The 21,718-nt window shown below is 71.7% G+C and carries 16 protein-coding genes; 6 read left to right on the top strand and 10 right to left on the bottom strand.

Annotated elements, in window-relative coordinates; genetic code table 11:
• From fumC to Acy02nite_RS40485, 7 genes are all read right to left on the bottom strand, one after another.
• On the bottom strand, positions 1-1,443 hold the full coding sequence (gene fumC, locus Acy02nite_RS40515) for a class II fumarate hydratase (protein WP_239175694.1): 1,443 nt from the start codon (positions 1,441-1,443) through the stop codon (positions 1-3).
• Between the two features lie 275 nt (positions 1,444-1,718).
• The gene (locus Acy02nite_RS40510; protein WP_203753910.1) at positions 1,719-2,540 is read right to left on the bottom strand and encodes an alpha/beta fold hydrolase; all 822 of its coding nucleotides are present in this window, start codon (positions 2,538-2,540) and stop codon (positions 1,719-1,721) included.
• Between the two features lie 164 nt (positions 2,541-2,704).
• Complete coding sequence (locus tag Acy02nite_RS47365; RefSeq protein ID WP_203753908.1) at positions 2,705-5,350, bottom strand: helix-turn-helix transcriptional regulator; 2,646 nt, start codon at positions 5,348-5,350, stop codon at positions 2,705-2,707.
• 44 nt (positions 5,351-5,394) lie between these two features.
• A complete protein-coding gene (locus tag Acy02nite_RS40500) occupies positions 5,395-7,641 on the bottom strand; it encodes a helix-turn-helix domain-containing protein (RefSeq protein WP_203753907.1) in 2,247 nt (748 codons plus the stop codon).
• Positions 7,642-7,687: 46 nt separating this feature from the next.
• Positions 7,688-10,321: a helix-turn-helix transcriptional regulator gene (locus tag Acy02nite_RS40495; protein WP_203753905.1), complete on the bottom strand. Its 2,634-nt coding sequence runs from the start codon at positions 10,319-10,321 to the stop codon at positions 7,688-7,690.
• A gap of 13 nt (positions 10,322-10,334) precedes the next feature.
• Positions 10,335-11,561, bottom strand: coding sequence for a helix-turn-helix domain-containing protein (locus Acy02nite_RS40490; protein WP_203753903.1), 1,227 nt, complete (start codon positions 11,559-11,561; stop codon positions 10,335-10,337).
• A 123-nt stretch (positions 11,562-11,684) separates the two neighbouring features.
• Positions 11,685-12,731, bottom strand: coding sequence for an SDR family oxidoreductase (locus tag Acy02nite_RS40485; protein WP_203753901.1), 1,047 nt, complete (start codon positions 12,729-12,731; stop codon positions 11,685-11,687).
• Positions 12,732-13,039: 308 nt separating this feature from the next.
• Here Acy02nite_RS40485 and Acy02nite_RS40480 point away from each other — a divergent pair, with 308 nt between their 5' ends.
• Positions 13,040-13,393, top strand: a complete 354-nt coding sequence (locus tag Acy02nite_RS40480; RefSeq protein ID WP_203753899.1) for a VOC family protein — start codon at positions 13,040-13,042, stop codon at positions 13,391-13,393.
• Between the two features lie 136 nt (positions 13,394-13,529).
• Here the strand turns inward: Acy02nite_RS40480 and Acy02nite_RS40475 are convergent, their stop codons facing one another.
• The gene (locus tag Acy02nite_RS40475; RefSeq protein ID WP_239175692.1) at positions 13,530-14,024 is read right to left on the bottom strand and encodes a CAP domain-containing protein; all 495 of its coding nucleotides are present in this window, start codon (positions 14,022-14,024) and stop codon (positions 13,530-13,532) included.
• Positions 14,025-14,211: 187 nt separating this feature from the next.
• Positions 14,212-15,126, bottom strand: a complete 915-nt coding sequence (locus tag Acy02nite_RS40470) for a helix-turn-helix transcriptional regulator (RefSeq protein ID WP_203753897.1) — start codon at positions 15,124-15,126, stop codon at positions 14,212-14,214.
• A gap of 310 nt (positions 15,127-15,436) precedes the next feature.
• On the opposite strand from Acy02nite_RS40470, the gene Acy02nite_RS40465 reads away from it, so the two are divergent.
• Entirely contained in the window at positions 15,437-16,462 is a 1,026-nt protein-coding gene (locus Acy02nite_RS40465) for a zinc-binding dehydrogenase (RefSeq protein WP_203753895.1), read from the top strand.
• 147 nt (positions 16,463-16,609) lie between these two features.
• On the top strand, positions 16,610-17,596 hold the full coding sequence (locus Acy02nite_RS40460) for an aldo/keto reductase (RefSeq protein ID WP_203753893.1): 987 nt from the start codon (positions 16,610-16,612) through the stop codon (positions 17,594-17,596).
• A gap of 274 nt (positions 17,597-17,870) precedes the next feature.
• Here Acy02nite_RS40460 and Acy02nite_RS47555 read toward each other — a convergent pair whose 3' ends face one another.
• On the bottom strand, positions 17,871-18,806 hold the full coding sequence (locus tag Acy02nite_RS47555; protein ID WP_307872311.1) for a response regulator: 936 nt from the start codon (positions 18,804-18,806) through the stop codon (positions 17,871-17,873).
• A gap of 586 nt (positions 18,807-19,392) precedes the next feature.
• Between Acy02nite_RS47555 and Acy02nite_RS40450 the strand changes: the two genes are divergently transcribed.
• From Acy02nite_RS40450 to Acy02nite_RS47360, 3 genes are all read left to right on the top strand, one after another.
• A complete protein-coding gene (locus tag Acy02nite_RS40450; protein ID WP_203753891.1) occupies positions 19,393-20,082 on the top strand; it encodes a GAF and ANTAR domain-containing protein in 690 nt (229 codons plus the stop codon).
• Positions 20,079-21,218 carry an ATP-binding protein gene (locus Acy02nite_RS40445; protein WP_203753889.1) on the top strand — a complete coding sequence of 380 codons (1,140 nt, stop codon included), beginning with the start codon at positions 20,079-20,081 and terminating at the stop codon, positions 21,216-21,218. The genes Acy02nite_RS40450 and Acy02nite_RS40445 overlap by 4 nt, the downstream gene beginning before the upstream one ends.
• Positions 21,219-21,557: 339 nt before the next feature.
• Positions 21,558-21,680 carry a hypothetical protein gene (locus Acy02nite_RS47360; protein WP_264653403.1) on the top strand — a complete coding sequence of 41 codons (123 nt, stop codon included), beginning with the start codon at positions 21,558-21,560 and terminating at the stop codon, positions 21,678-21,680.
• The last annotated feature ends 38 nt before the right edge of the window (positions 21,681-21,718 follow it).

The raw sequence follows: 21,718 nt of genomic DNA, 5'->3' as shown, positions 1-21,718 counted from the left end.
CTACGCCCCCTCGACGCCGCGGCCGACCATGTCGAGCGGGTTGACGACCCGGTCGAACGTCTCCTCGTCGACCTTGCCGGAGGCGAGCGCGGCCTCCTTGAGGGTGGTGCCGTTCGCGATGGCGGCCTCTGCGATGTGAGCCGCGTTCTGGTAGCCGATGATCGGGCTCAGCGCCGTCACCAGCATCACGCTGTCCGCGACGTACGCGCTGATCTTCTTCTCGTTGATCTTTGTGCCCTCGACGGAGAACAGCCGGAACTTCTCGCACCCGTCGGCGAGGATCCGGGCCGAGTGCAGGAAGTTGTTGATGATCACGGGGCGCATGGCGTTGAGCTCGAAGTTGCCCTGCGAGCCGGCGAACGCGATCGCGGCGTCGTCGCCGAGCACCTGGATGGCGATCATGACGATCGCCTCGCACTGCGTCGGGTTCACCTTGCCGGGCATGATCGACGAGCCGGGTTCGTTCGATGGCAGGAGCAGCTCGGCGAAGCCGGTGCGCGGACCGGAGGCAAGCCACCGCATGTCGTTGGCGATCTTCATGAGTGCCACCGCGAGGCCGCGCAGGGCGGCGCCGGCTCGGACCATGGCGTCGAGCGAGCCCTGGGCGGCGAACTTGTTGGGCGCTGTCACGAACGGCTTGCCGAGCAGCTCGGCGATCGTGGCGGCCACGTCCCGGGAGAAACCCTTCGGGGCGTTGAGGCCGGTGCCGACCGCGGTGCCGCCGATGGCCAGTTCGAGCAGGCCCTGCCGGGAGTGGCGGATCTCGGCGAGGCAGGCCCTCAGCTGAGCGGCGTATCCGGACCACTCCTGGCCGACGGTCAGCGGTACGGCGTCCTCCAGATGGGTGCGTCCGATCTTGACGACCTGCGACCACTGACCGGCCTTCGCCTCGATCGCCTCGGTGAGCGCCTCGACCTTGGGCAGCAGCACGTCGTCGAGCATCCGCACCGCGGCGATGTGCATTGCCGTCGGGAACGTGTCGTTGCTGCTCTGCCCCATGTTGACGTGGTCGTTCGGGCCGACCGGCTGCTGGCTGCCGAGGGTGCCGCCGAGCAACTGGATGCTGCGGTTGCTGAGCACCTCGTTGACGTTCATGTTGCTCTGCGTGCCCGAGCCGGTCTGCCAGACGTACAGCGGGAATTCGGTGTCGAGTTTGCCGGCGATGGTCTCGTCGGCCGCTTGGACGATCGCGTCGGCCTTGTCGGCCGGCAACCGGCCGGCGGCCCGGTTTACCAGGGCACACGCCTTCTTCACGTAGCCGTAGGCGTGGTAGACCTCGATCGGCATGCGATCGTTGCCGATCGAGAAATGCAGGAGCGAGCGCTGGGTCTGCGCGCCCCAGTAACGGTCGGCCGGGACGTCGACGCTGCCCATGCTGTCGAACTCCGGCCGGACGCCGGCGGCGGTGATGCCGATCGGGACGTCACGCATAACGTTTGGCATGAGTCGAGCCTGCGGCCGCATCACAGCGCTGCCATCGGTCGGTCGACTCACGGATGCCGGTCGCCGTCATCGGCCGCGGGCCGGGGCCTGGGAGAAACACTCGCCGGCGTTCGCCGCGTCGGCCGCAGGCGCAGCTCACCGGGCGCTCGCGGTCTCCGTCGGCGGCTGCGGGCCGGGCAACACGCACCTGATCCAGGGTGTGCTGGACGCCGGGTCCCTGAGAGACGAATGTGCCCGCCGGTGTGGACCGGCGGGCACGTGCTCTCCGACTGCGATCAGCTCTTCCAGAACTCCAGAAGATCAAGATCCAATTCCTGCTGGTACGGGCCGGCGATGCCGTGCGGTGCGCCCGGGTAGACCTTGAGCGTCCCGTTCTTGACCAGGTCGATCGACTTGAGGGCAGCGTCGGCGATCGGCACGATCTGGTCGTCGTCGCCCTGCGCGATGAAGATCGGCACGTCGAGAGCCTTGAGGTCCTCGGTGAAGTCGGTCTCCGAGAACGCCTTCACACAGTCGTAGACCGAGGTGAAACCCGCCTGCATACCGAGGCGCCAGAACTGGTCGCGCTGGCCCTGCGAGATGGTCGATCCGGGTCGGTTGGTGCCGAAGAACGGCGCCGACAGGTCCTGGAAGAACTGCGAGCGGTCGGCGAGCACCCCGGCGCGGATGCCGTCGAAGACCTCGATCGGCGTCCCGTCCGGGTTGCTGTCCGACTTGACCATGACGGGCGGGACAGCGCCGACCGTGGCGACCTTCACGACCCGGCCGACACCGTGCCGGGCCGCGAACCGGACGACCTCGCCACCACCGGTGGAGTGGCCGACCAGGATGATGTCCTCCAGGTCCAGGGCCCGCACCAGTTCGTCGAGGTCGGCCGCGTACGTGTCCATGTCGTTGCCGTGCCAGGTCGGCGTCGACCGGCCGTGACCGCGCCGGTCGTGCGCGATGGCCCGGAAGCCGTTGTCGGCGGCCAACTTCATCTCGACGTCCCAGGCGTCACCGCTGAGCGGCCAGCCGTGGCTGAAGATGATCGGCTGACCGGTCCCCCAGTCCTTGTAGAAGATCTCGGTGCCGTCGGCGGTGGTGATGTAAGGCATGGAAGGGGTCCTTCTCGGAGGGCGATCGTGGACAGGGCTTCGCGGATGAGGTCCGCGACCTTCCTTCGGGTGCGGCAGACTCATCGGGTCCGACGAATCGTTGCCCGGAATCCCCTTCCTGCCGTCCGTCAGTCGACCGCTCCTGCGGCGCCGGCCGCCGGAGGTCAGCGCGCGGCGTCGACGATCACACGCAGCTGGTGGCGGCTGCCGACGCCCAGTTCGGCGTAGATCCGGTACAGGTGCGAGCCGACGGTCCGCGGCGACAGGAAGAACCGGTCCGCGATCTCCCGGTTGCTCATCCCCGCCGCCGCCATCCGGGCGATCATCTGCTTCTGCGCGGTCAGCCGCCGGAAGCCGTCCGCCTCCGGGGCCGGTTCGCCGGCCGGCCGCAGCGCGACCGGCAGCGCGCGGCGCGCCTGGTCCGCGTGCGCCCCGGCTCCCAAGCGCAGGAAGGTGTCCCGGGCGGCGAGCAGGTACGGCCGTGCGTCCAGCGCCCGTTTCCGTCGGCACAGCCACATCCCGAGGTTGAGCTGGGCCTCGGCGTACTCCAGCGGCCAGTGCAGGGCGCGCTCCGGATCGGCGAGCGCCTCCCGGAACGATTCCTCGGTGTCGTCCAGGAGCGCGGCGGCGTGAGCCAGCAGCATGACCATGCGCGCGGTCGGTTCGGCGCCGGCCGCCCGCCGGGCCCGCGCCAGGATTCGCGCGGCCTCCTGAGCATGCCCGGTGTGAGCGGCGGCGAGGGCGAGCTGTGGCAGGCTACGCGGCCCGAAGAAGTAGTGCCGGGGTTCGCCGTCCTCGTCGAAGAGCCGGCGGAATTCCCGGTACGCCCGCGGGTAGTCGCCCGCGGTGAGCGCGCGCAGAGCGACGGCCCGCTGTCTGACACTGTCGGCCAGGGTCGTGGCGCCCGGCGACGGGGCGTCCAGGTCGGTGGCGCTGTCGTCGCGCAGAGCCTGCAGCGTGACCCGCAGCGCCGGGACGAGGTCGTCCAGGAACGGAACCGGGCCCACCGCCGCCACCCGGACGGCCCGGTCCAGCACCCGGTCCGCCTCGGCCCACCGCCCGCTGTCGATCAGGGCGAGAACCATCAGCGGGTAGCAGGCGAACATGGCCCCGGGCGCGCCGGAGTTCCACACGGCGCCGAGGCGGACCGCGGCTCTGGTCGACTCGTCTCTCAGGAAGGCGGCGGTCCCGGCGAGCAGGGGCCCCGCCGGTTCCGGACAGTCGCCGGCGAACGTCGCCGGGTCACTGATCATGGTGACGATCCACCGGACCGACTCGGCCTGGGCGAGCGGGATCATGCTCGTCGCGTACTTCCCTCGCCCACCGTCGTTCCCGGCCCGCGACAGCAGCTCCGGCAACTGCTCGCGGTGGGCGCGGACGCCGGACAGGAGCGCGGCCACGGCGGCGATCAGCACCGCGTTCAGCGTCACCTGAGCGTCGCGCGGGCCGCTGCGTGCCGCCCGGGCGGTCACCTCGAATGCCTCTCCCGGCCGCGCCGCGTGCACCAGGGCGAGCCCGGCGCTGCAAGCGGCGACACCGGTCAGGTCGGTGTCGCCGGTCGCGGCGGTGACCTTCGCGGCCAGTTCGATCGCCCATTCCGGCTGCCCACCGCGATGCGCGGCCAGCGAGGCCCGGGCATAGTGGCGGGCCGCGTCGAGGTCGCTTGAGCTGTGTTCGGCCGCCGACTGCAGCGCGGTGGCGCCGGCCAGTTCGTCACCGCGGCCCAGTGCGTCGTCCGCGGCGGCCTCCAGGGCGGCGGCGACCGACGCGTCACGGCCCGGGGTCAGCGTCGCGAGGTGGCGCGCCCGGCGGTAGACGTCGTCGGTGGCCGCGGCCAGCTCACGATGGGCCCGGGCGACGTTCGCCGGGGTTTCGGCCGCCACGCAGGCGGCACGCGTCAGTGGGTGCCGAAAATGCACGATCCCGTCCCGTACGACGATGAGCCCGGCCCGTTCGGCTTCCGCGCACGCCGCCGCCCAGTCCGCCACCCCGGCCGCCCGGTGCAGGGTCCCGAGGTGCTCGCCGTCGCCGGCCAGCGCCGCGTGCAGCAGCAGCCGCCGGGCCGGCGCCGGCAGCGCCCGGACCTGGGCCAGGAACTCGTACGGCAGCCGCTGCCCGGGATCGCCCAGCACGCGCAGGGCCAGCGGGTTGCCGGCGGCCCGGCGCAGGATCTCGCCCCGGGTACGGGCGTCGGCCGACGACCCGCACGCGTCGAGCAGCCGGGCGGCGGCGTCCTCGGCAAGCGGCCCGACGTCGTACCGGCTGATGGTGTTGATGAGCGGACCGGGCAGCTCGCCGTCGCGGGCGGCGAGCAGCAGCGCGATCCGTTCGGTGGAGGTGTGGTGCAGTGCGGTGCCGAGCAGGCGCAACGATTCCTGGTCGGCGCGGTGCGCGTCGTCGGCCACGATCAGCAGCGGTCCCCCACGGCTCGATCCTTCCAGGGCGAGCAGCAGCGCGGTCACCACCGCCGCATCGTCGGGTGTCCCGCCGGGCGATCTCGGCGCCCACAGCCCGGTCAGCCGGCGGTACAGGTGCCCGGGCAGGCCGGCGCCACCGGTCCCGAGCAGGCGCCGGAGCAGACCGAAAGGCTGGGGGACGGCGGCCGGGGTGGCATGCTGGATCCGGTACTCGCGGCGCCGGGCCTCGGCGGTGGCGGCGCCGAGCAGGGCAGTCTTGCCCACACCGGCCGGTCCGCAGAACAGCAGCGCCGCCGGGCCGTACGCGGCGGCGTCGAGCATCGCCGCGACGCCGGCCAGTTCCCGCGCCCGCCCGAACAGTGCCGTGCCGCCGGAGTTCACCACGCTGAGCATTCGATCACCGGCACCGGGGCAGCACCATGAAGGAAGCATGCAGTTCAGGGGGCGAGCAGGCGCTCGGTCGCCTCGACCCGGTCCTGGATCGCGCCGTACGACCCGAACGTGCTCTCCCCGGCGTTCCGGCGGATCTCGGCCAGCGCGTCGAGGTCGGCGCGGGCCTCCGGCAGCCGGCCCAGCTGGGCGTAGACCAGCGCCCGCCGTGACAGCGTGACCAGTTCCCGGGTGGGGGCGTAGGCCAGCGGAGCCGCGGCCCGCACCGACGCCTCGACGTGGCCGAGCGCCGCGGTCCAGTCCTCGGCCGTGATGGCGATGTCGGCCAGGATGGCGTGCGCGGTCACCTCGACGAACCGGGCGATGTGCTCCGGCGGGGCGGTCGCCGGCCCGGTCACCAAGGCGACGGCGTCGCGCAGCGCGGCCGCGGCCTCCTCGTCGCGGCCCAGGGTGTGCAGCGTGATGGCGTGCAGGATGACCGCGTTCGGCAGCCCTTCGCGGTCGCCGGCCCGGCGCATCAGGTCGGTCGCCGCCAAGGCGTACGGGAGCGCCTCGGCCTTGCGTCCGTCCTGTTCCAGCGCCCAGGCGAGGTAGTAGTTCGACCACCCGCACAGGCCCGGATCGGCCGTGCGGCCGGCGAAGTCGAGCGCCTGCCGGGCGTACTCCACGGCGACGCCCGGGTCGGCCAGGCAGACAACGTGGACCCAGGCGAGGTATCCCAGGTGCACGGCCTGCAGCCGGTCGTCGCCGAGCCGCCGGGCGGCTCGGGCCGACAGCGAGTAGACGTCCTCCCAATGCGGCCAGTACGACCAGTTGTCGGAGAACCAGTGCAGGGCCTCGGCGACGTCGACGACGTACCGGTCCCGCCCGTCGGCGGCGGCCTGCCGCAGCGCCGGCAGCCAGTTCTCCGCCTCGGCGCGCAGCCAGCGGTCGGCGGCGTCCTGCGAGGCCGGGACCAGGGCGTCCGATGACGGCGGCCGGTGATCCGGTTCGAAGAACCGCCCGGCGAGGATCGTGGTGTCCAGCAGCCAGGTGTCGCGCCGGGCGGCCACCGCCGCGCGCTGCCCGGCGTCCTCGGCCTGCTCCAGCTCGGCGGCGGCGTAGAGCCGCAGCAGGTCGTGGAACCGCAGTCGGCCGTCCGAGCCCTGCTGCAACAGACCCAGGTCGACCAGTTCGTCGAGCGCGTCCTCGGTCGCCGGCAGCGGCTGCTGCGTCAGCACGGCCGCCAGGCCCGCGCCGGTGGACGTGCCGGGGATCAGCGCCAGCCGCCGGAACAGGCGGCGCCCGGCGTCCGACAGTTGCTGGTAGGAGAGCGTGAAGGCGGCCTTGATCTGCATGTCCCCGGTGGCCAGGGTGTCCAGGCGGCGTTCGTGCGAGGCAAGCCGGGCGATCAGGTCGTCGGCCGTCCACCGTGGGCTGCTGACCAGCCGGTTGCCGGCGATCCGCAGGGCCAGCGGCACATGGACGCACAGGTCGGCGATGGCGCGCAGCCCGGCCGCGGTGACCGCCCGGTCGTCGACGATCGCCGCGAGCAGCGTCATCGCGTCCTCCGGCGGAAAAGCCTCCAACCGCATCCGGCGTACGGACTCCAGACCGCTGAGCGTGCGCCGGCTGGTCACCAGCACGGCCGCCGGGCCCTCCACCGGCAGCGCCGGGCGCACCTGACTCTCGCTGATCGCGTTGTCCAGCACCACCACCGCGGGCCGGTCACGCACCAGCGAGCGCCAGAGCACCGAGGCCTCGTCGACGTCGCGGGGCAGCGCCTTGGCGGTCGGGTCGACCGCGCGGATCAGCTCGCCGAGGACGGCGAGGGGGGTCAGCGGCTCGTCGTCGAGGCCGCGCAGATCCACGAAGAGCCGCTGCTCCGGCGGCCAGTCCGCGGCGGCCCGCACCGCGAGCGCGGTCTTGCCGAACCCCGGGGAGCCGCTGATCACCACGACCGGGGACGGCGTGGTCGCGATCCAGCCGCTGATCCGGGCCAGTTCCCGGTTGCGGCCGGTGAAGTCGGCCAGCGGCGCGAGCACCGGCCGGCCGCCGCCGGTCCGGCCGCCGCCGGTCCGGCCGCCGCCGGTCCGGCCGGCTCGGGCCGCGGCGAAGAAGGCGACCTGGTCGGCGCCGGTCAGTCGCAGGCTGCCGGCGAGCGCCTGCACGGTACGGACCCGCGGCCCCTTGCTGATCTCGCGTTCCATGTCGCTGATCGCCCGGTCGCTGACCCTGGACGCCTCGGACAGAGCTTCGAGCGTCAACCCGGCGGCCAGACGGAAACGCCGCAGCAGCATGCCGAAAGAGTCCATGGCCGCTAGCCTCGCACGCGTGCTGGCCTGCTACTTTACTGAATGATCAAGCTCTCACCAGGTCGGTTCGCAGCTCGTGCCGGCCGGTGACCCCGATCTTGCGGTACACCCGGGACAGATGCGTGCCGACGGTCCGGGCCGAGATGAACAGCCGCTCGGCGATGAGCCGGTTGCTCAGCCCGCCCGCGGCCAGCTCCGCCACCTGCCGCTCCTGCGCGGTCAGCGCGGTCGTCGGGGCGCCCGGCCCGCTCGGCCCGCCGACGGAGATCTCCCGCTGGGCGAGCTCGGCGCTGCCGGTCGCGCCGAGCCGGGTGAAGATGTCCGCGGCCGTGGTGAGCGCGGCCCGGGCGTCGCGGGTGCTGCCGTGCCGGCGCAGCCAGACACCGTGATGCAGGTGCGCCAGGCCGTGTTCGTGCGGCCACTGCGCCCCGGCCGCATCCCCGGCGGCTCGCCGGAAGCCGTCCTCGTCGACGCCGAGCAGCGCCCCGCTCAACTCCAGCAGGATGCGCATCCGGTCCCCCGGCGCGGTCCCGGCCGCCAGCCGGACCTGGTCCAGCACGGTACGCGCGTCGTCGTGGCGCCCGCTGCGAGCCGCCGCGGCGGCCAGGTCGGCCACGGCGCGAGCGGACAGGTACGGGTGCAGCGGGCGGCCGTCCCGGTCGAACATCGACCGCAGGTACCGGTAGCCATCGTCGTGGTCCCCGTCGCCGATCGAGGCCAGGCCGCAGGCCCGCAGCAGGCGCACGTGAGCCGGCCGGTTGCTCGGCACGTCCAGCTGCCGCCAGGTCTCGCGGGCCAGCCGCAGCGCCTGCTCGTTCTCGCCACGCAGGGCGTGCAGCAGCGCTCGCAGCGAGGCGAGGCCGGCCTCCACGGTGGGCATGCCGCCGGCGCGCGGCGTGGTGGCGTACCGCTGCGCGAGTTCCCACTCTCCGATGTCGAGCAGCGCGTTGACCAGGGCGAGTTGCATGCCGAAGCCGGGCGACGGCGAATGCTCGAACAGGTCTCCGGCGAGGGCGCGCCGCAGTACCTCGACGGCCAGCCGGGTGCGGTCACCGGTCCAGGCGATCATGCCGAGCAGCGACAGGCGGTAACGTTCCCGGGCGCTCAGCGGCACGCCGTCCGGGGGCAGCACGGCCTCGTCGCAGAGAGCGTGGCCCGGATTCTGCTCGGGGGCGACGATCTGCCGGACGTACGCCGTGACCGTCGCGTCCGACGGCGCCGTGGCCAGGAACGGGATCAGGCCGAGCCGGTGTTCCTCGTCGCCGGTGAGCCAGGCGGTGGTCGCGGCGAGCACGGCCAGGTCAACGGTGTTGCTCAGGCCCGCGCCGGTGAGGATGGCGTAGGCCTCGTGCGGCCGGCCGCTCCACAGCGTGGCCGCGGCCGCCGGCCAGGCCGCCTCGACCAGCGGGCCGGCGTCGCCGGTCAGGGCGCGCACCTGGGCGTACATCTCGGTCGCCCACGCCGTGTCGCGCAGGTCGCGGGCGTCGGCGACGGCCCGGGCCAGACGGCGGGCCGCCCGGTCCGGCGCGGGCGAGCGCTCCGCGGACTTCTGCATGGCGGCGGTCGCCTCGTACAGGTCCCCCCGGCTGCGGAAGATCGCCGCGGCGGCCTCCAGCGCGGCCGCAATCCTCTCGTCCGCGCCGGGTTCGGCGGCGGCCGACTGCAACGCCTGGTACTCGGGAGACGCGGTCAACGCTGCGGCCAGATCTTGGTGCGCCCGCAGTCGCAGGTCGATCGATGCGGACCGGTAGGCGGCCTCGTCGGCCAGGGGATGCGAGAAGACCACCTTGTTTCCCGTACGGGTGACGAGCCCCGCCGCCGTCGCCGGACGCCACCCGTCGGCGCCGGGCACCCGCGCGGCGAGCCCGATCAGCTCGGGGTCGGCCGGGACACCGGCGGCGGCCAGGTAGCACAGCAGCATCCGGGTCCGGTCCGGCAGCCGGCTGAGCTCGGCGCCGAACGCGGACAGCAGGCCGCCTGCGAGCGAGCCCGGATCGCCCAGCTCGACCAGCGCCGCCGGGTTGCCACGGGCCCGGTGCCGGATCGCCGCCCGGGCCGCGGCGGTCGCTGTCCGGCCGCGACCGGCGAGCACCCGGACGGCGTCGTCGTGACTCAGCGGCGGCAGCTCCAGCACCGGCATGCCGGCCAGCGCGGCCGGTGGCGGGGTCCGGCTCGCGGCCAGCACAGCCACCGACGGTACGGCGGACAGCCGCACCACCATGGCGAGCACCTCCGGATCGAGATGGTCGGCGTCATCGACGACGATCAGCACCGGCGACCCGGCCGCGACCGCGGTGATCGCCGCGGCCACCACGGACGGCAACGCGCTGTCGTGCGGCGCCCGGGTATCCGGCTCGAGACCGAGGAAAGCCCGCGCCGGCCCGCCGACCGAGGCCGGAAGTGCGGCCAGGTCGTGCCGCAGCGCCAGGAGCAAGTGCGGGTACGGCCGCTGCGCGGGGCCGGCCGACCCGGCCAGGGTGAGCACACGATGCCGGCCGGACCGCCGGGCCAGCTGGATGCCGGCGCCGAGCAGACTCGACCGGCCCGAGCCGCGATCGCCGGTGATCACCAGCGCCGGGCGGTTACCGGCGGGCGCGTCCAGCAGGCGGCTGATCCGGGCGAGCTCGACATCGCGGCCGGTCAGCTGATCGCCGGCCGATGACGACGTCAGGGGGTTCATGATTCCCAGTGGATCACCAGGGCGGGAAGCCGCACCAGGAAGGAGACATGAAGTTTCGCTGCGCGTGGACGAGTTCGGCACCGGCGTACAGGCGCAGCAGTTCGGGGATCTCCAACCCGCCGTCCGGTCGCCGCCGCACCAAGCTCAGCTCGACCAGTTCGTCCACGGCCGTCCGCTCCCGCGCCAGGGTCAGGCCCGGTTCGCCGGTCGTGGCGAGCCGGTGCAGGACCCGTCGCGCGCGCCCGGACGTCTGCCGGTAGGAGAGGTGGAACGCCGCCTTGAGTTCAAGGTCGCCCGCGACCAGCGAGTCGAGGCGCCGTTCCGCGGCCACCAGCCGGCCCAACAGGTCCCGCGGTGTCCAGCCGGGCCGGCTGAGCAGCCGATTCCCGGCAATCCGCAGGGCAAGCGGAAGGTTGCCGCACAACTGTGCGATCCGGCGCACGTCGTCGTCCGAGGCGGCGTCGTGGTCCTCGATGACGGCGGCCAGCAGTGCGGCCGCGTCGTCGGCGGGCAGGGCGTCCAGGAACAGCCGGCGCACGCCGTCGAGCCCGCTCAACGCCCGGCGGCTGGTGATCAGCACGACGGCTGGCCCCTCCCCCGGCGGCAGAATCGGGCGTATCTGACTCTCCGCAGCGGCGTTGTCGAGAATGACGACGCACCGCTGCTCCCGGATACGGGCGTGCCAGAGCGCCGCGGCCTCGGCCACCGTCCCGGGCACCGCGCGGAGGCCCGGAACGGCCGCCCGCAGAAGTCGCCGCAGCACGGTCATCGGGTCCGGCGGCGCGACGTCGAGGCCGTGCAGGTCGATGAAGAAGTACCGGTCGGCGGGGCACGCCCGGGCGGCCCTGACGGCCAGCGCGGTCTTGCCGATGCCCGGCGCCCCGCTGATGACCACCGGCGGCGACGGCCGGTCGGCCGCCCACCGCGCGAGCCGGTCCTGTTCGGCGCTGCGCCCGGTGAAGTCGAGGACTGGCCGGGGCAGCGGAAGACCACTCGCGACGACGAGCCCGGCAACGGGACGGGCCGCTGCCCGCAGCGCCGCCCGATCGTCGCTGCCCAGGCCCAGACCGTCGGCGAGCGCCTCGACGGTGCGGGCCCGCGGGTTGCGGCTCACCCCGCGCTCCAGGTCGCTGATCGCCCGGTCACTGATGCCGGACGCCGCGGCCAGTTGCGGCAGGGTCAGGTCACCGGCCAGCCGGAACTGCCGCAGGAGAGCGCCGAACGTTCGATCCTCCGCCATGTCGGATCAGCTTGGCACGGCCGTGACGACCGGTCGCCCGATCGTGACGCACGGCTCAGCGCCGCTCGTGGACACCGCCGCTGGGGCCGGTCCGGCCGGCGCGACCACCGATCCGGATTCCGCTCAGGCAGACCGGGTCTGCGACGGCGGGCTGTCGGCCAGCTGGCACTCGTTCGCCGAGCGTTGTCGTCCCACTCTGCTGACGGCGGCCGTGAGCAGTTCGCCGGGGCGTCGGCGGCGGCCGATCAGCCAGGTGTACAAGCTGTGGCGCAGTACCCGCCCCGGGTGAGCGCCGTGCACCCGGCCCGGACCGCCGAGTGGGGTGTCCAGGTTGTCGACGCCGTTGTCCGGCCGGTTCGCCCGCTGCGATCCGGCACCGACCCGGCGCAGTGAGAACACCGCGTCGGTCAATGCCGGCAGCAGCCGCTGGCTGAGCATGAACGCCGCGGCGGCCCCACCGACCGGGATCTCCCGCCGCGGATGCTCGGCAGCGAACACGATCGCATCGGCCACCACCTCCGGCGCGTAGACCGGCGGGGGCGGCTTCGGCATCGTGCCGCCCAGCCGGCTCCGGGCGTGCTCGAAGAACGGGGTGTCGACAGACGCCGGCAGTACGGTGGTCACCGAGATCCGGACGTCCTCCTGCGCCAACTCCATACGTAGCGCGTCCTGCAATGCTCGAACCGCGAACTTGCTCGCTGTGTACGGCGCCTGCAACGGCACGGAGCGCACTCCCTCCGCCGAGGAGACCGCGATGATCCCGCCTCCGCCCGCCCGGCGCAGGGCCGGCAGGGCAGCACGCACCCCGTACACCGAACCCAGGAAGTTGACTCTCAGGACCCGCTCGAACTCTGCGTCGGTGATGTCCTCCACCCGCCCCCAGACACCGATCGAGGCCAGATTCACCCACGTGTCGATACGGCCGTACCAGCGCTCGGCAGCGTCGGCGAGAGCCTGCACCGCCAACGGATCCGCCACATCGGTGGGCACCGCCAGCGCCTGCCCACCGGCCTGCTCGATCTGCTCGACGAGGGTGCCGAGCGCTTCGATGCCACGAGCTGCGCAGACCACCCGGGCGCCACAGGCGGCGAGGGCGAGCGCCGTGGCGCGGCCGATTCCGGACGATGCACCGACGACCACGACCACCTGCTCGGTCAACGGCTTGGGCATGCGGTACTCCTTCAACGGTGCGTACAGGTGCCGGTCGGCTGGTACCCGCAGAGAGCTGGGTGAATCCGATCGGTCCGCTCTGCAGCTGGGTACCTCGGCACGCCAGGAACGCTGAGCCGCCGCCCGCGGCGAGCATTCAACGACGCAGGAACCGACGCAACCGGTTGAGACCGCATCCTGGGGGTACCTCGCTGGCTGACGGAATGCGGCGGTGACGCGCGTGTCCGTGTTGATCGCGTCGCCGCGGAGGCGTGGCCCTGCCACGCTCTGCGCGGGCGGCGAGTTGTCCAGTGGAAAGGTGTTCGGAAATGGCGAAATCAGTGGCAACGGTCTGGGTGCCCGTCGACGACATGTCGCGTGCGCTCACGTTCTACGACGAAACTCTCGGTCTGACGGTCAAGGACCGCGGCGACGACTGGAGTGAGATCGACGCCGGCAACCTGACTATCGGGCTGAACGCCCGCGAGCATGCCTCCGCGCACGCCGGCGGCGGCGCCGTCATCACGTTCACCCCGGAATCGGGTCTCGACGAGGAGGTGCAGCGCCTCACCGAAGCCGGGGTGACCTTCGCCGGCGGGATCAGCGACCACTCATGGGGGCGCATCGCCCCGTTCAAGGACAGCGAAGGCAGCGACCTCCAGCTCTACAGCCCGCCGCAGTAAGCCGCCGCAGAGCGGGACGGCCGATGATCGAGGTCCCGACAGCAACCGCGCCGGCCCGCATTTCGGTACGGGAGGGAAACGCGTGATGCCCCGCGCTCGGGGGAGCTGCGGGGCATCGGTGTGACGATCAGTGGGCTCAGTAACCGAAGTCCTGGGTGTAGTACGGCGCGCCGTTCTGCGCGTAGACGGCGGCGGTGCCGACCGTCTTCGAGCGGCAGTTCAGGATGTTCGCGCGGTGGCCCGGACTGTTCATCCAGCCGGTCACGACCTCCTCGGCGCTGCGGTAGCCCCAGGCGATGTTCTCGGCGGACGGGTGGGCGAACCCGGCGGCCTTGGCACGCGACACGAAGTTCGAGCCGGCCCGGCCGGTGTGCGAGAACGCACCGGTACGGCCCATCCACGCACTGTGCGCCCGGGCAGCCTCGGTGAGCTGGTCATTCGCGGTCAACGCGGCACAACCGTGGTCGACGCGCTCCTCGTTGACCAGACGGAAGATGTCGGCCTGCAAACTCTGCTCGGCGGACTTGGCCTTCACCGGCGCGGCCTCAGCCGGGGACGCGCTCATCATCACGCCGGCCGCGGCCGGGACGATGAAGGCGGCCAGGGCGAAACTACGCAGGAGAGAACGCAAGAGGAGACCCTTTCGATCGGTGGCCCCGGCGTGTTCGCCGGGTGCACCGTTCTCTTCGTCGGGCACTCAACTCCGGTGATCGCAGATCGGTGGCGCTCCAGTCGCCATCCGGTTGCCGCCCTGGCCGCCCAGCGCCCGAGGACACCGCCGGCTGGTGCCCGCTCGTCCGCTCAGGCCCCTGCCCAGCTCATTGTGGGCGGGGCTCGGCGGTGGCCTCGGCCTGCGGGATGTCGGCGAGGTCGCTCTCGCGGCGTTGCGTCGCCGTCCAGGCGGCCAGCAGTGACAGATTGTCGTGCGACGGCGTCCCCGGTTCGGCGGTGTACGCCGCCAGCGCGAGGCCGGGTTCCGCGCTCAGGTACATCAACTCGAACCGCAGTTCCAGCAGGCCGACGACGGGATGACGCATCCGTTTGACGCCGCGGGTGTGCACGTGGACGTCGTGCCGGGCCCACAGCTGCCGGAACTGCTCGCTGCGGGTGGACAGCTCCCCGATCAGCTGTGTCAGCGCCGGGTTGTGCGGGTCTGCTCCGGCGGCGGCGTGCAGGCTGGCCACGATGTCGTCGGCGACCTGCTGCCAGTCGAGCCAGAAGTCGTGCGAGCGGGGGTCGAGGAACGCGAACCGGGCGAAGTTCGGCGTCCGCTGCGGGTCGCCGCGGTACAACTCGCCGTACAGGGCGCGGCCGAGGTCGTTGGCGGTGACCACGTCGAGGACCGCGTTGCGGACCAGAGCGGGCACGCCGATCATCGCGTCGAGCACCGCCTGCACCGGCGCCGCCACCGTGGCCGGCGCCACGCGGCGCGGGGTCGCCGGTGAGGGCTGCCGTCCGGCCCGCGCCAGGTCGAACAGGTGGGCACGTTCCACGGCGTCGAGCTGTAGTGCCCGGGCGACGGCCTCGATGACAGCATCCGACGCGGTGGGCAGGGCACCGCGCTCCAGGCGGATGTAGTAGTCGACGCTGACGCCGGCGAGGCTGGCCACCTCTTCGCGCCGCAGCCCCGGCACCCGGCGTTTACGGCCGGCGGTGGGCAGCCCGACCGACTCCGGGCTGATCCGCGCCCGGCGCGAGGCCAGGAACTCCTGAATCTGACGGCGCTGGTCCATACCCATGACGCTACGTCGCCGCACCGGGGTTAAGGAGGACCTGCCAGTACCTCCTTCAACAGGCCCTGTCACACCCGCGACCAGCGTGTTTTCGTAGATGACGTGACCGGTGGCATCCGCTCCGCTCGCGCCGTCGAGATGTACTCCCGGCTCTACTTCGACCTGGTCGGTGTGCTGGGCCACTTCGACTTCAACATCGCCGTCGTACGCGCGAAGTAGCACCTCGCCGGGCATGGCGGCCGGCACCGTGCCGTCGTCGCCCACGCCCGGAACCAATCGGCATTCTTCTACGCTTTGGAGTCAACTGATCATGCGTGCCACTCTCATGTACGGCGCGGGCGACGTCCGCGTCGAGACCATCGCCGACCCGAGCCTGCAGAAGCCGACCGACGCCATCGTCCGGGTCGTGCGGTCCTGCGTCTGCGGCAGCGACCTGCACCCGTACCACGGCATTCCCGCGCAGGAGCACGGCATGCAGACCGGGCACGAGTTCCTCGGCATCGTCGAACAGGCCGGCTCGGACGTGTCCACGGTCAAGGCCGGTGACCTGGTCGTCGCGTCGTTCTCCCACCAGGACAACACCTGCGAGTTCTGCCGCGCCGGCGTGCAGACCGCCTGCTCGCACCCCGAGTTCGGGTTCTTCAGCGCCGCCCAGGCCGAACTCGTCCGCGTGCCCCTCGCCGACGGCACCCTGTACCAACTGCCCGCCGACACCGGCACGGCGCTGCTGCCGTCGCTGCTGACCCTGGCCGACGTGTACGGCACCGGCTACCACGCCGCCAAACAGGCCCGCGTCACCGGCGGGGACACCGTCGCGGTCATCGGCGACGGCGCGGTCGGGTTGCTCGCCGTCCTCTCCGCCAAGCAGCTCGGCGCCGAGCGCATCATCCTGATGGGCCGCCACAAGGCCCGCACCGACCTCGGCCGCGAGTTCGGCGCCACCGACGTCGTCGCGGAGCGAGGCGAGGAAGGCATCGCGCTCGTGCGGGAGCTCACGGGCGGCGGCGCGCACAAGGTCCTCGAAGCGGTCGGCCACCGGCCCGCCTACGACCAGGCCGTCGGCATCGTGCGCGCAGGCGGGATCATCAGCCGCGTCGGCGTGCCCCAGTACGACGAGGCGCCGGTCGGCTTCACCAGCCTGTTCGGCCGCAACATCACCCTCAACGGCGGCCCGGCGCCGGTCCGCGCCTACATCGACGAACTGCTGCCCGGCATCCTCGACGGCACCGTCGAGCCCGGCAAGGTGTTCGACCGCACCGTCACCATCGACGAAGTCCCTGACGCCTACCGCGCCATGGACGACCGCGAAGTGCTCAAGGCCCTCATCCAGTTCTGAGCGGCACCGGTCGTACGCCTGGAGGGGTCCGCGACAACCCAGAGGTTCCCGTCGCATGCTCGCTCCGCAGGCCCCGTGCCGTCACACCATGAACAAGGTGGGTACGACCAAAACCGCTACACCCCTGCGACGAAGAATGGAGCATCTATGCACACGCGACTTCTCGGCCGAGGCCTGCGAGTCTCCGCCATCGGCCTGGGTGCCATGGGCATGTCCCAGAGCTACGGACCCAACCCCGGCGACCGTGACGCCATGATCGCCGTGCTGCGCGGCGCGGTCGAACGTGGCGTCACCTTCTTCGACACCGCCGAGGTCTACGGCCCGTACGTCAACGAAGAACTTGTCGGCGAGGCTCTCGCCCCGCTCCGCGAGCACGTCGTGCTCGCCACCAAGTTCGGATGGCGCATCGAGAACGGGAAATCCGTGGGACTCGACAGCCGTCCCGAGCAGATCAAACGGGTCGCCGACGCGTCACTGCGCCGACTGCGCACCGACACGATCGACCTGTTCTACCAGCACCGTGTCGACCCGGACGTGCCGATCGAAGACGTCGCCGGCGCCGTCGGTGAACTCGTCCAGGCCGGCAAGGTACGCCACTTCGGCCTCTCCGAAGCCGCCGCGGGCACCATCCGCCGCGCGCACGCGGTGCACCCGGTGACAGCGCTGCAAAGCGAGTACTCGCTGTGGACCCGCGACCCCGAACCCGACATCCTGCCGACCTGCGCCGAGCTCGGCATCGGGTTCGTGCCGTTCAGCCCGCTCGGCAAGGGCTTCCTCACCGGCACCGTCACCACCGCCACCGAGTTCACCTCCGGCGACATCCGTGCCACCATCCCGCGTTTCGACGCCGGCAACCGCACCGCCAACCAAGCACTGGTCGAGCACATCACCGGCCTGGCCGACGCCAAGGACGCCACGCCCGGGCAGATCGCCCTCGCCTGGCTACTCGCTCAACACCCGTGGATCGTGCCCATCCCGGGCACCCGCCGCCTGCAACGCGTCGAGGAGAACGCCGCCGCCACGCAGGTGGCGCTGTCGGCCGATGAGATCGCCGACCTCAACGAGCTCGCGACTCGTATCGGTGTCCAGGGCAACCGCTACAACGAGCAGCACATGCGACTCGTCGAGAATTGACGATCCGCTGCCAGAAGGACACCGTCGATCTGGTCAGGTCTACGCCTCCTTCGACAACGACGGCCAGGGCCACGCCGTCCGAGACGCGGAGAGCCTGCAGCAACGGTTGCCCACCGGCCCGTAGCCGAGACCTTGACACGAGGAGGCGACAAAGGTCTACCAGCGGAATGAGCAGCACCCTGGCACCGAAGCTGCCGGCTGACGTCCATCACGCTCCGGCACCGAGGCAGTTGCCGTCCCGGTTCTCCCGGCGCCGGGAGAACCCGCCGCGTGGTCACGTCGCGCGCTCGTCGGAGACGCGGCGCGGCAGTACCGCGGTATGGCCGAAGAAGTTGCGGATCCCGATGACCACTCGTTCATAATCCTGCAGGTCAGCGGGTTTGGTGACGTACGCATTCGCATGCGCGCCATAGCTGAAGACGATGTCTCCGGCCGCCGCGGAAGTGGTGAAGACGACCGCGGGAATGGACGCGAGGTCCTCGTCGGCCTTGAGGACCGCCAGGACCTGCCTGCCGTCGACACGAGGCATGTTCAGATCCAGCAGGATCAGATCCGGTCGCGGCGCGTCACGGTAGCGGCCTTGACGCCGCAGGAAGGCCAGCGCGTCGGCGCCGTCAGCGGTGTGGTGCAGGACGCTGGGGATGCTGTGGTCGGCGAACGCGTTCTCCATGAGCGCGAGATCGCCGAGGTCGTCCTCGACGATGAGCACCTGCAGCAACACCCGGCCGGTGGTCACGCCTCGAGTCTCTTCGTGGCCCGCCCGGCCGTCACGGCGCTGTTCACCGGCACGGCCCGCGCGGTCATCGTCCTCCCGCCGGCGGCTCGAGGTGTCGTCCGAGGCGATCGTGACCCGCGCCCACACGCTCTTGCCCTGGTCGTGAATCGTCGTGCCCCAGCTGGAGCAGATACCGGCGACCAGGAGCAGGCCCCGGCCGCCGATGCGGTGTCCGTCCGGCGACTCCTGGCGCGGCATGGAACGATCCTGATCGCGGACTTCGACGGTGATGCCGTCGTCGTCCCAGGCGAGCAGCAGAGTGCCACCACCGGTGGTGTGCTGGGTGACGTTCTGGACCAGTTCCGAGATCACCACGAGGACGTCCTCGACCTGATCAGCCGGGAAGAACGGTGCCAGGACGCTACGTGCCTGTAGACGCAACTGACCGGCGGGCTCACCGTGCGCGAACGACACGTGCAGGGTCTTTGCTGCCACCGGTGCCCCTTCTCGTTCGATACCAGCGCTCATAGTGCTCCACCAGTACCCACGCCCTGATCATTGACGGCACCGGCTTCCACGCCGGGTACATGATCCAGGAAGTGGTCCGGTCCGCCCCCGGCCGCCACCTTCGTCGCCTCGATCGCCGGCACCGCCGTCGTAAGGACGTCAGCCGGCTGGACGTGCCCGCCAGGCATGGCCGTGAGCACCGAGGCGGCCGGTCCCACCGTCCAAGGCTCGGTGGCGCTCGCCTCGAAGACTGCCTCGCCGATCACGGCCCGGGGCGGGATGGGTCACTCGTTCGGGGGTCGGCGGAGATCGGCGTCGGAGCCCCCGGGCGTCGGATGCTGTCCGGCGTAAAGTGGGCAGAGCTGCCGTACGTACGGATGGTGCTGTTTCGGTGGGATGCTGGCTCTCGTGGCGCTGGGTTCGAATTCGCGCGGTTACCCTGAGGCAGGGTCGGAGGTCTCCGTCATGGTGACCGCTCGGTTGAGGCGCGAGGGCGGGGCTGGCCGTGGTCGTGGTGGATAGCGATGGCCGACGGCCTCGAGTGGAACGGCTGGTGGCGGCGCACGGTCCGGACGTGGACGACTTGTGCCAGGCGTGCGTGGCGCATTTCCCCGGCCTGCACGGTGTGGGGGTGGCGGTGATGACCGGCACGGCGCAGCAGGTGCGCTACGCCAGTGATCCGGTCAGCGCGCGGGTGGAGCAGTTGCAACTGCTGCTGGGTGAGGGGCCGTGCCGGGACGCCTTCGACGCGGGTAGCCCGGTGCTCGCCGATGATCTGCAAGCCACGGCGTGGCGCCATCGGTGGCCGGCGTTCGCCGGGGCGGCGCTGCAGGCCGGAGCCCGCGCGGTGTTCGCGCTGCCGTTGCGCGCCGGTGGGCTGGGCGTCGGCGTGCTGGACCTGTACCGCGACAGCCCGGGCGTCCTGACCGGTCAGGAGTTGACGGACGCGTTGGACTTCGCCGACGCGGTCACCGACCTGCTGCTGGCCGAGGTCGTACCCGACGAGGACAGCAGTGGCGACCACGGCAGCGCCGCCGTGAGTTATCTGGCGCACCGGGCAGTGGTGCACCAGGCCACCGGCATGATCAGTGTGCAGCTCGAGACCGGACTCGAGGAGGCGTTCGCCCGGCTGCGCGCGTACGCGTTCGCCGCAGAACGGGAATTGGACGAAGTGGCCGGCGAGGTGGTGGCCCGACGGCTGCGCTTCGATGAGCTTGACGGCGGGCCGGACTGCGGCGCCGGTGACCGGGATGGGACCAGATGAGCATGTCGCGGGAACAGGCGATTGCCGAGGCCTTCGTGGAGTTGTCCGACACCCTCGTTGCCGACATCGATGTGGTGGAATTCGTCCGTTTGCTCGCCGGGCGGTGCGCTCAACTGCTGGATGTGCAGGTGGCCGGGGTTCTGGTCGCCGACCAGCACGGGGTGCTGCGGCTGACGGCGGCCTCCTCGGAGTACCGCCGGCTGCTGCACCTGTTCGAGATCGAAGCGGCGCCCTGCACGGACAGCTTCATCACCGGCGAAGTGGTCGCCGTCCTGGACCTGCCGACGGGCGGCGGACTCTGGCCGCAGTTCACCCGGCAGGCCGCTGCCGCCGGGTTCGGCTCGATCTATGCGCTGCCGATGCGCCTGCGCGGCGAGGTCATCGGCGTGCTCGCCCTGCTCCGCAGGCAGGTCGAGCCGCTGGCCGACGCCGACATCAGGCTCGGGCAGGCGCTGACCAATGTGACCACGGTCGGCCTGTTGCAGCACCGCACACTCGCGCAGCGGCTGGTTCTCGGCGAGCAACTGCGGCACGTGCTCAATAGCCGGGTGCTCATCGAGCACGCCAAGGGAATCGTCGCCGAACGCCTGAACATCGACATCGACACGGCCCTGGACGAACTGCTGCGCCACAGCGAACGCCTCGGCCGGCCGCTCGGCGAGATCGCCCGCGCCGTCCTGGACAGCGAGCCTGCCACCGCCCGCGCCGGGGTCGACATGAACGCCGCCCCGGTGATGCTGGTCCGGCGCTTTGACCTCGACACCGTCGCCGCGCTTCGCGCCGCGGTGAGCCGCCTGCTGTCCGTGGTCGGACTGCCGGACCCGGTGCGGTACAAACTGGTGCTGGCCATCCATGAAGCGGTGGCCAACGCCATTCGCCACGGTGGCGGTTCCGGCCGGATGTGGCTCTGGTCGCACACCGGCAGCCTGTGGTGCGAGATCAGCGACGACGGCCCCGGCCTGCCCGCACACGTCACCGTGCCGACCGTCGCGCCCACCGACCTCGCCGAGGGCAGCGGCCTCTGGCTGATCAATGAGGTCGTCGACGATCTCACCATCACCAGCACCCCCACCGGCGGCGCCTGCCTGCTGCTGCGCTACCGGCTCGTTCGCGGCCCGAAGGCTGACCCGCCGTGACCGCCTCGCCCAGACGTCACACCTACCGGCGGACATCGGCCTTCACCAGACAGCGCCTACGTCTGATGCAGGTGCCGAGGACACGACCGCCGCCGGCCTGCGCGTGCTGCTGCAGGTCAGCGCGCAAGCCGCCGCAGCCGGCCAACTCGTAGACAGGAGCGCCGCGTCTCCTGCCGTGCAATGCCTGCTAACGGTCACCGGAATGGCGTCGTCACTCACCTACCAGCCGACCACCGAACCACGAGACGGCACGGGCACCGCATAACGCCGACGTAGACAGCAGGTCGTCCCGCCGAAGCATGTCGGCCCTCAACTGTCGCGGCGACGGGTTCGCACCGGTTGAGGACCGAGCTCGTCGCCCGGCCGTCGGACAGGCTCTACATGCCGAAGCTGATCTTCAGCCTCTTCAGCAGGTCGAGTCAGGCGGTGATGTCGGCCAAGTCGTTCGCCGAGAAAATCTAGGTTGCACGGACTAGACATTCTCTCCAGCACCGGGTACA

The sequence above is a fragment of the Actinoplanes cyaneus genome, assembly GCF_016862095.1.
GTDB classification, from domain to species: Bacteria; Actinomycetota; Actinomycetes; order Mycobacteriales; family Micromonosporaceae; genus Actinoplanes; species Actinoplanes cyaneus.
This window is presented reverse-complemented; position numbering and strand designations above follow the sequence as displayed.

What these genes read in the sequence shown, in the direction of transcription:
- Acy02nite_RS40445 (WP_203753889.1), top strand. Translation starts at nt 20,079, where the DNA reads ATGAGCATGTCGCGGGAACAGGCGATTGCCGAGGCCTTCGTGGAGTTG.
- Acy02nite_RS40480 (WP_203753899.1), top strand. Translation starts at nt 13,040, where the DNA reads ATGGCGAAATCAGTGGCAACGGTCTGGGTGCCCGTCGACGACATGTCG.
- Acy02nite_RS40460 (WP_203753893.1), top strand. Translation starts at nt 16,610, where the DNA reads ATGCACACGCGACTTCTCGGCCGAGGCCTGCGAGTCTCCGCCATCGGC.
- Acy02nite_RS40465 (WP_203753895.1), top strand. Translation starts at nt 15,437, where the DNA reads ATGCGTGCCACTCTCATGTACGGCGCGGGCGACGTCCGCGTCGAGACC.
- Acy02nite_RS40510 (WP_203753910.1), bottom strand. Translation starts at nt 2,540, where the DNA reads ATGCCTTACATCACCACCGCCGACGGCACCGAGATCTTCTACAAGGAC.
- Acy02nite_RS40470 (WP_203753897.1), bottom strand. Translation starts at nt 15,126, where the DNA reads ATGGACCAGCGCCGTCAGATTCAGGAGTTCCTGGCCTCGCGCCGGGCG.
- Acy02nite_RS40495 (WP_203753905.1), bottom strand. Translation starts at nt 10,321, where the DNA reads ATGAACCCCCTGACGTCGTCATCGGCCGGCGATCAGCTGACCGGCCGC.
- Acy02nite_RS40500 (WP_203753907.1), bottom strand. Translation starts at nt 7,641, where the DNA reads ATGGACTCTTTCGGCATGCTGCTGCGGCGTTTCCGTCTGGCCGCCGGG.
- Acy02nite_RS40490 (WP_203753903.1), bottom strand. Translation starts at nt 11,561, where the DNA reads ATGGCGGAGGATCGAACGTTCGGCGCTCTCCTGCGGCAGTTCCGGCTG.
- Acy02nite_RS40485 (WP_203753901.1), bottom strand. Translation starts at nt 12,731, where the DNA reads ATGCCCAAGCCGTTGACCGAGCAGGTGGTCGTGGTCGTCGGTGCATCG.
- Acy02nite_RS47365 (WP_203753908.1), bottom strand. Translation starts at nt 5,350, where the DNA reads ATGCTCAGCGTGGTGAACTCCGGCGGCACGGCACTGTTCGGGCGGGCG.
- fumC (WP_239175694.1), bottom strand. Translation starts at nt 1,443, where the DNA reads ATGCCAAACGTTATGCGTGACGTCCCGATCGGCATCACCGCCGCCGGC.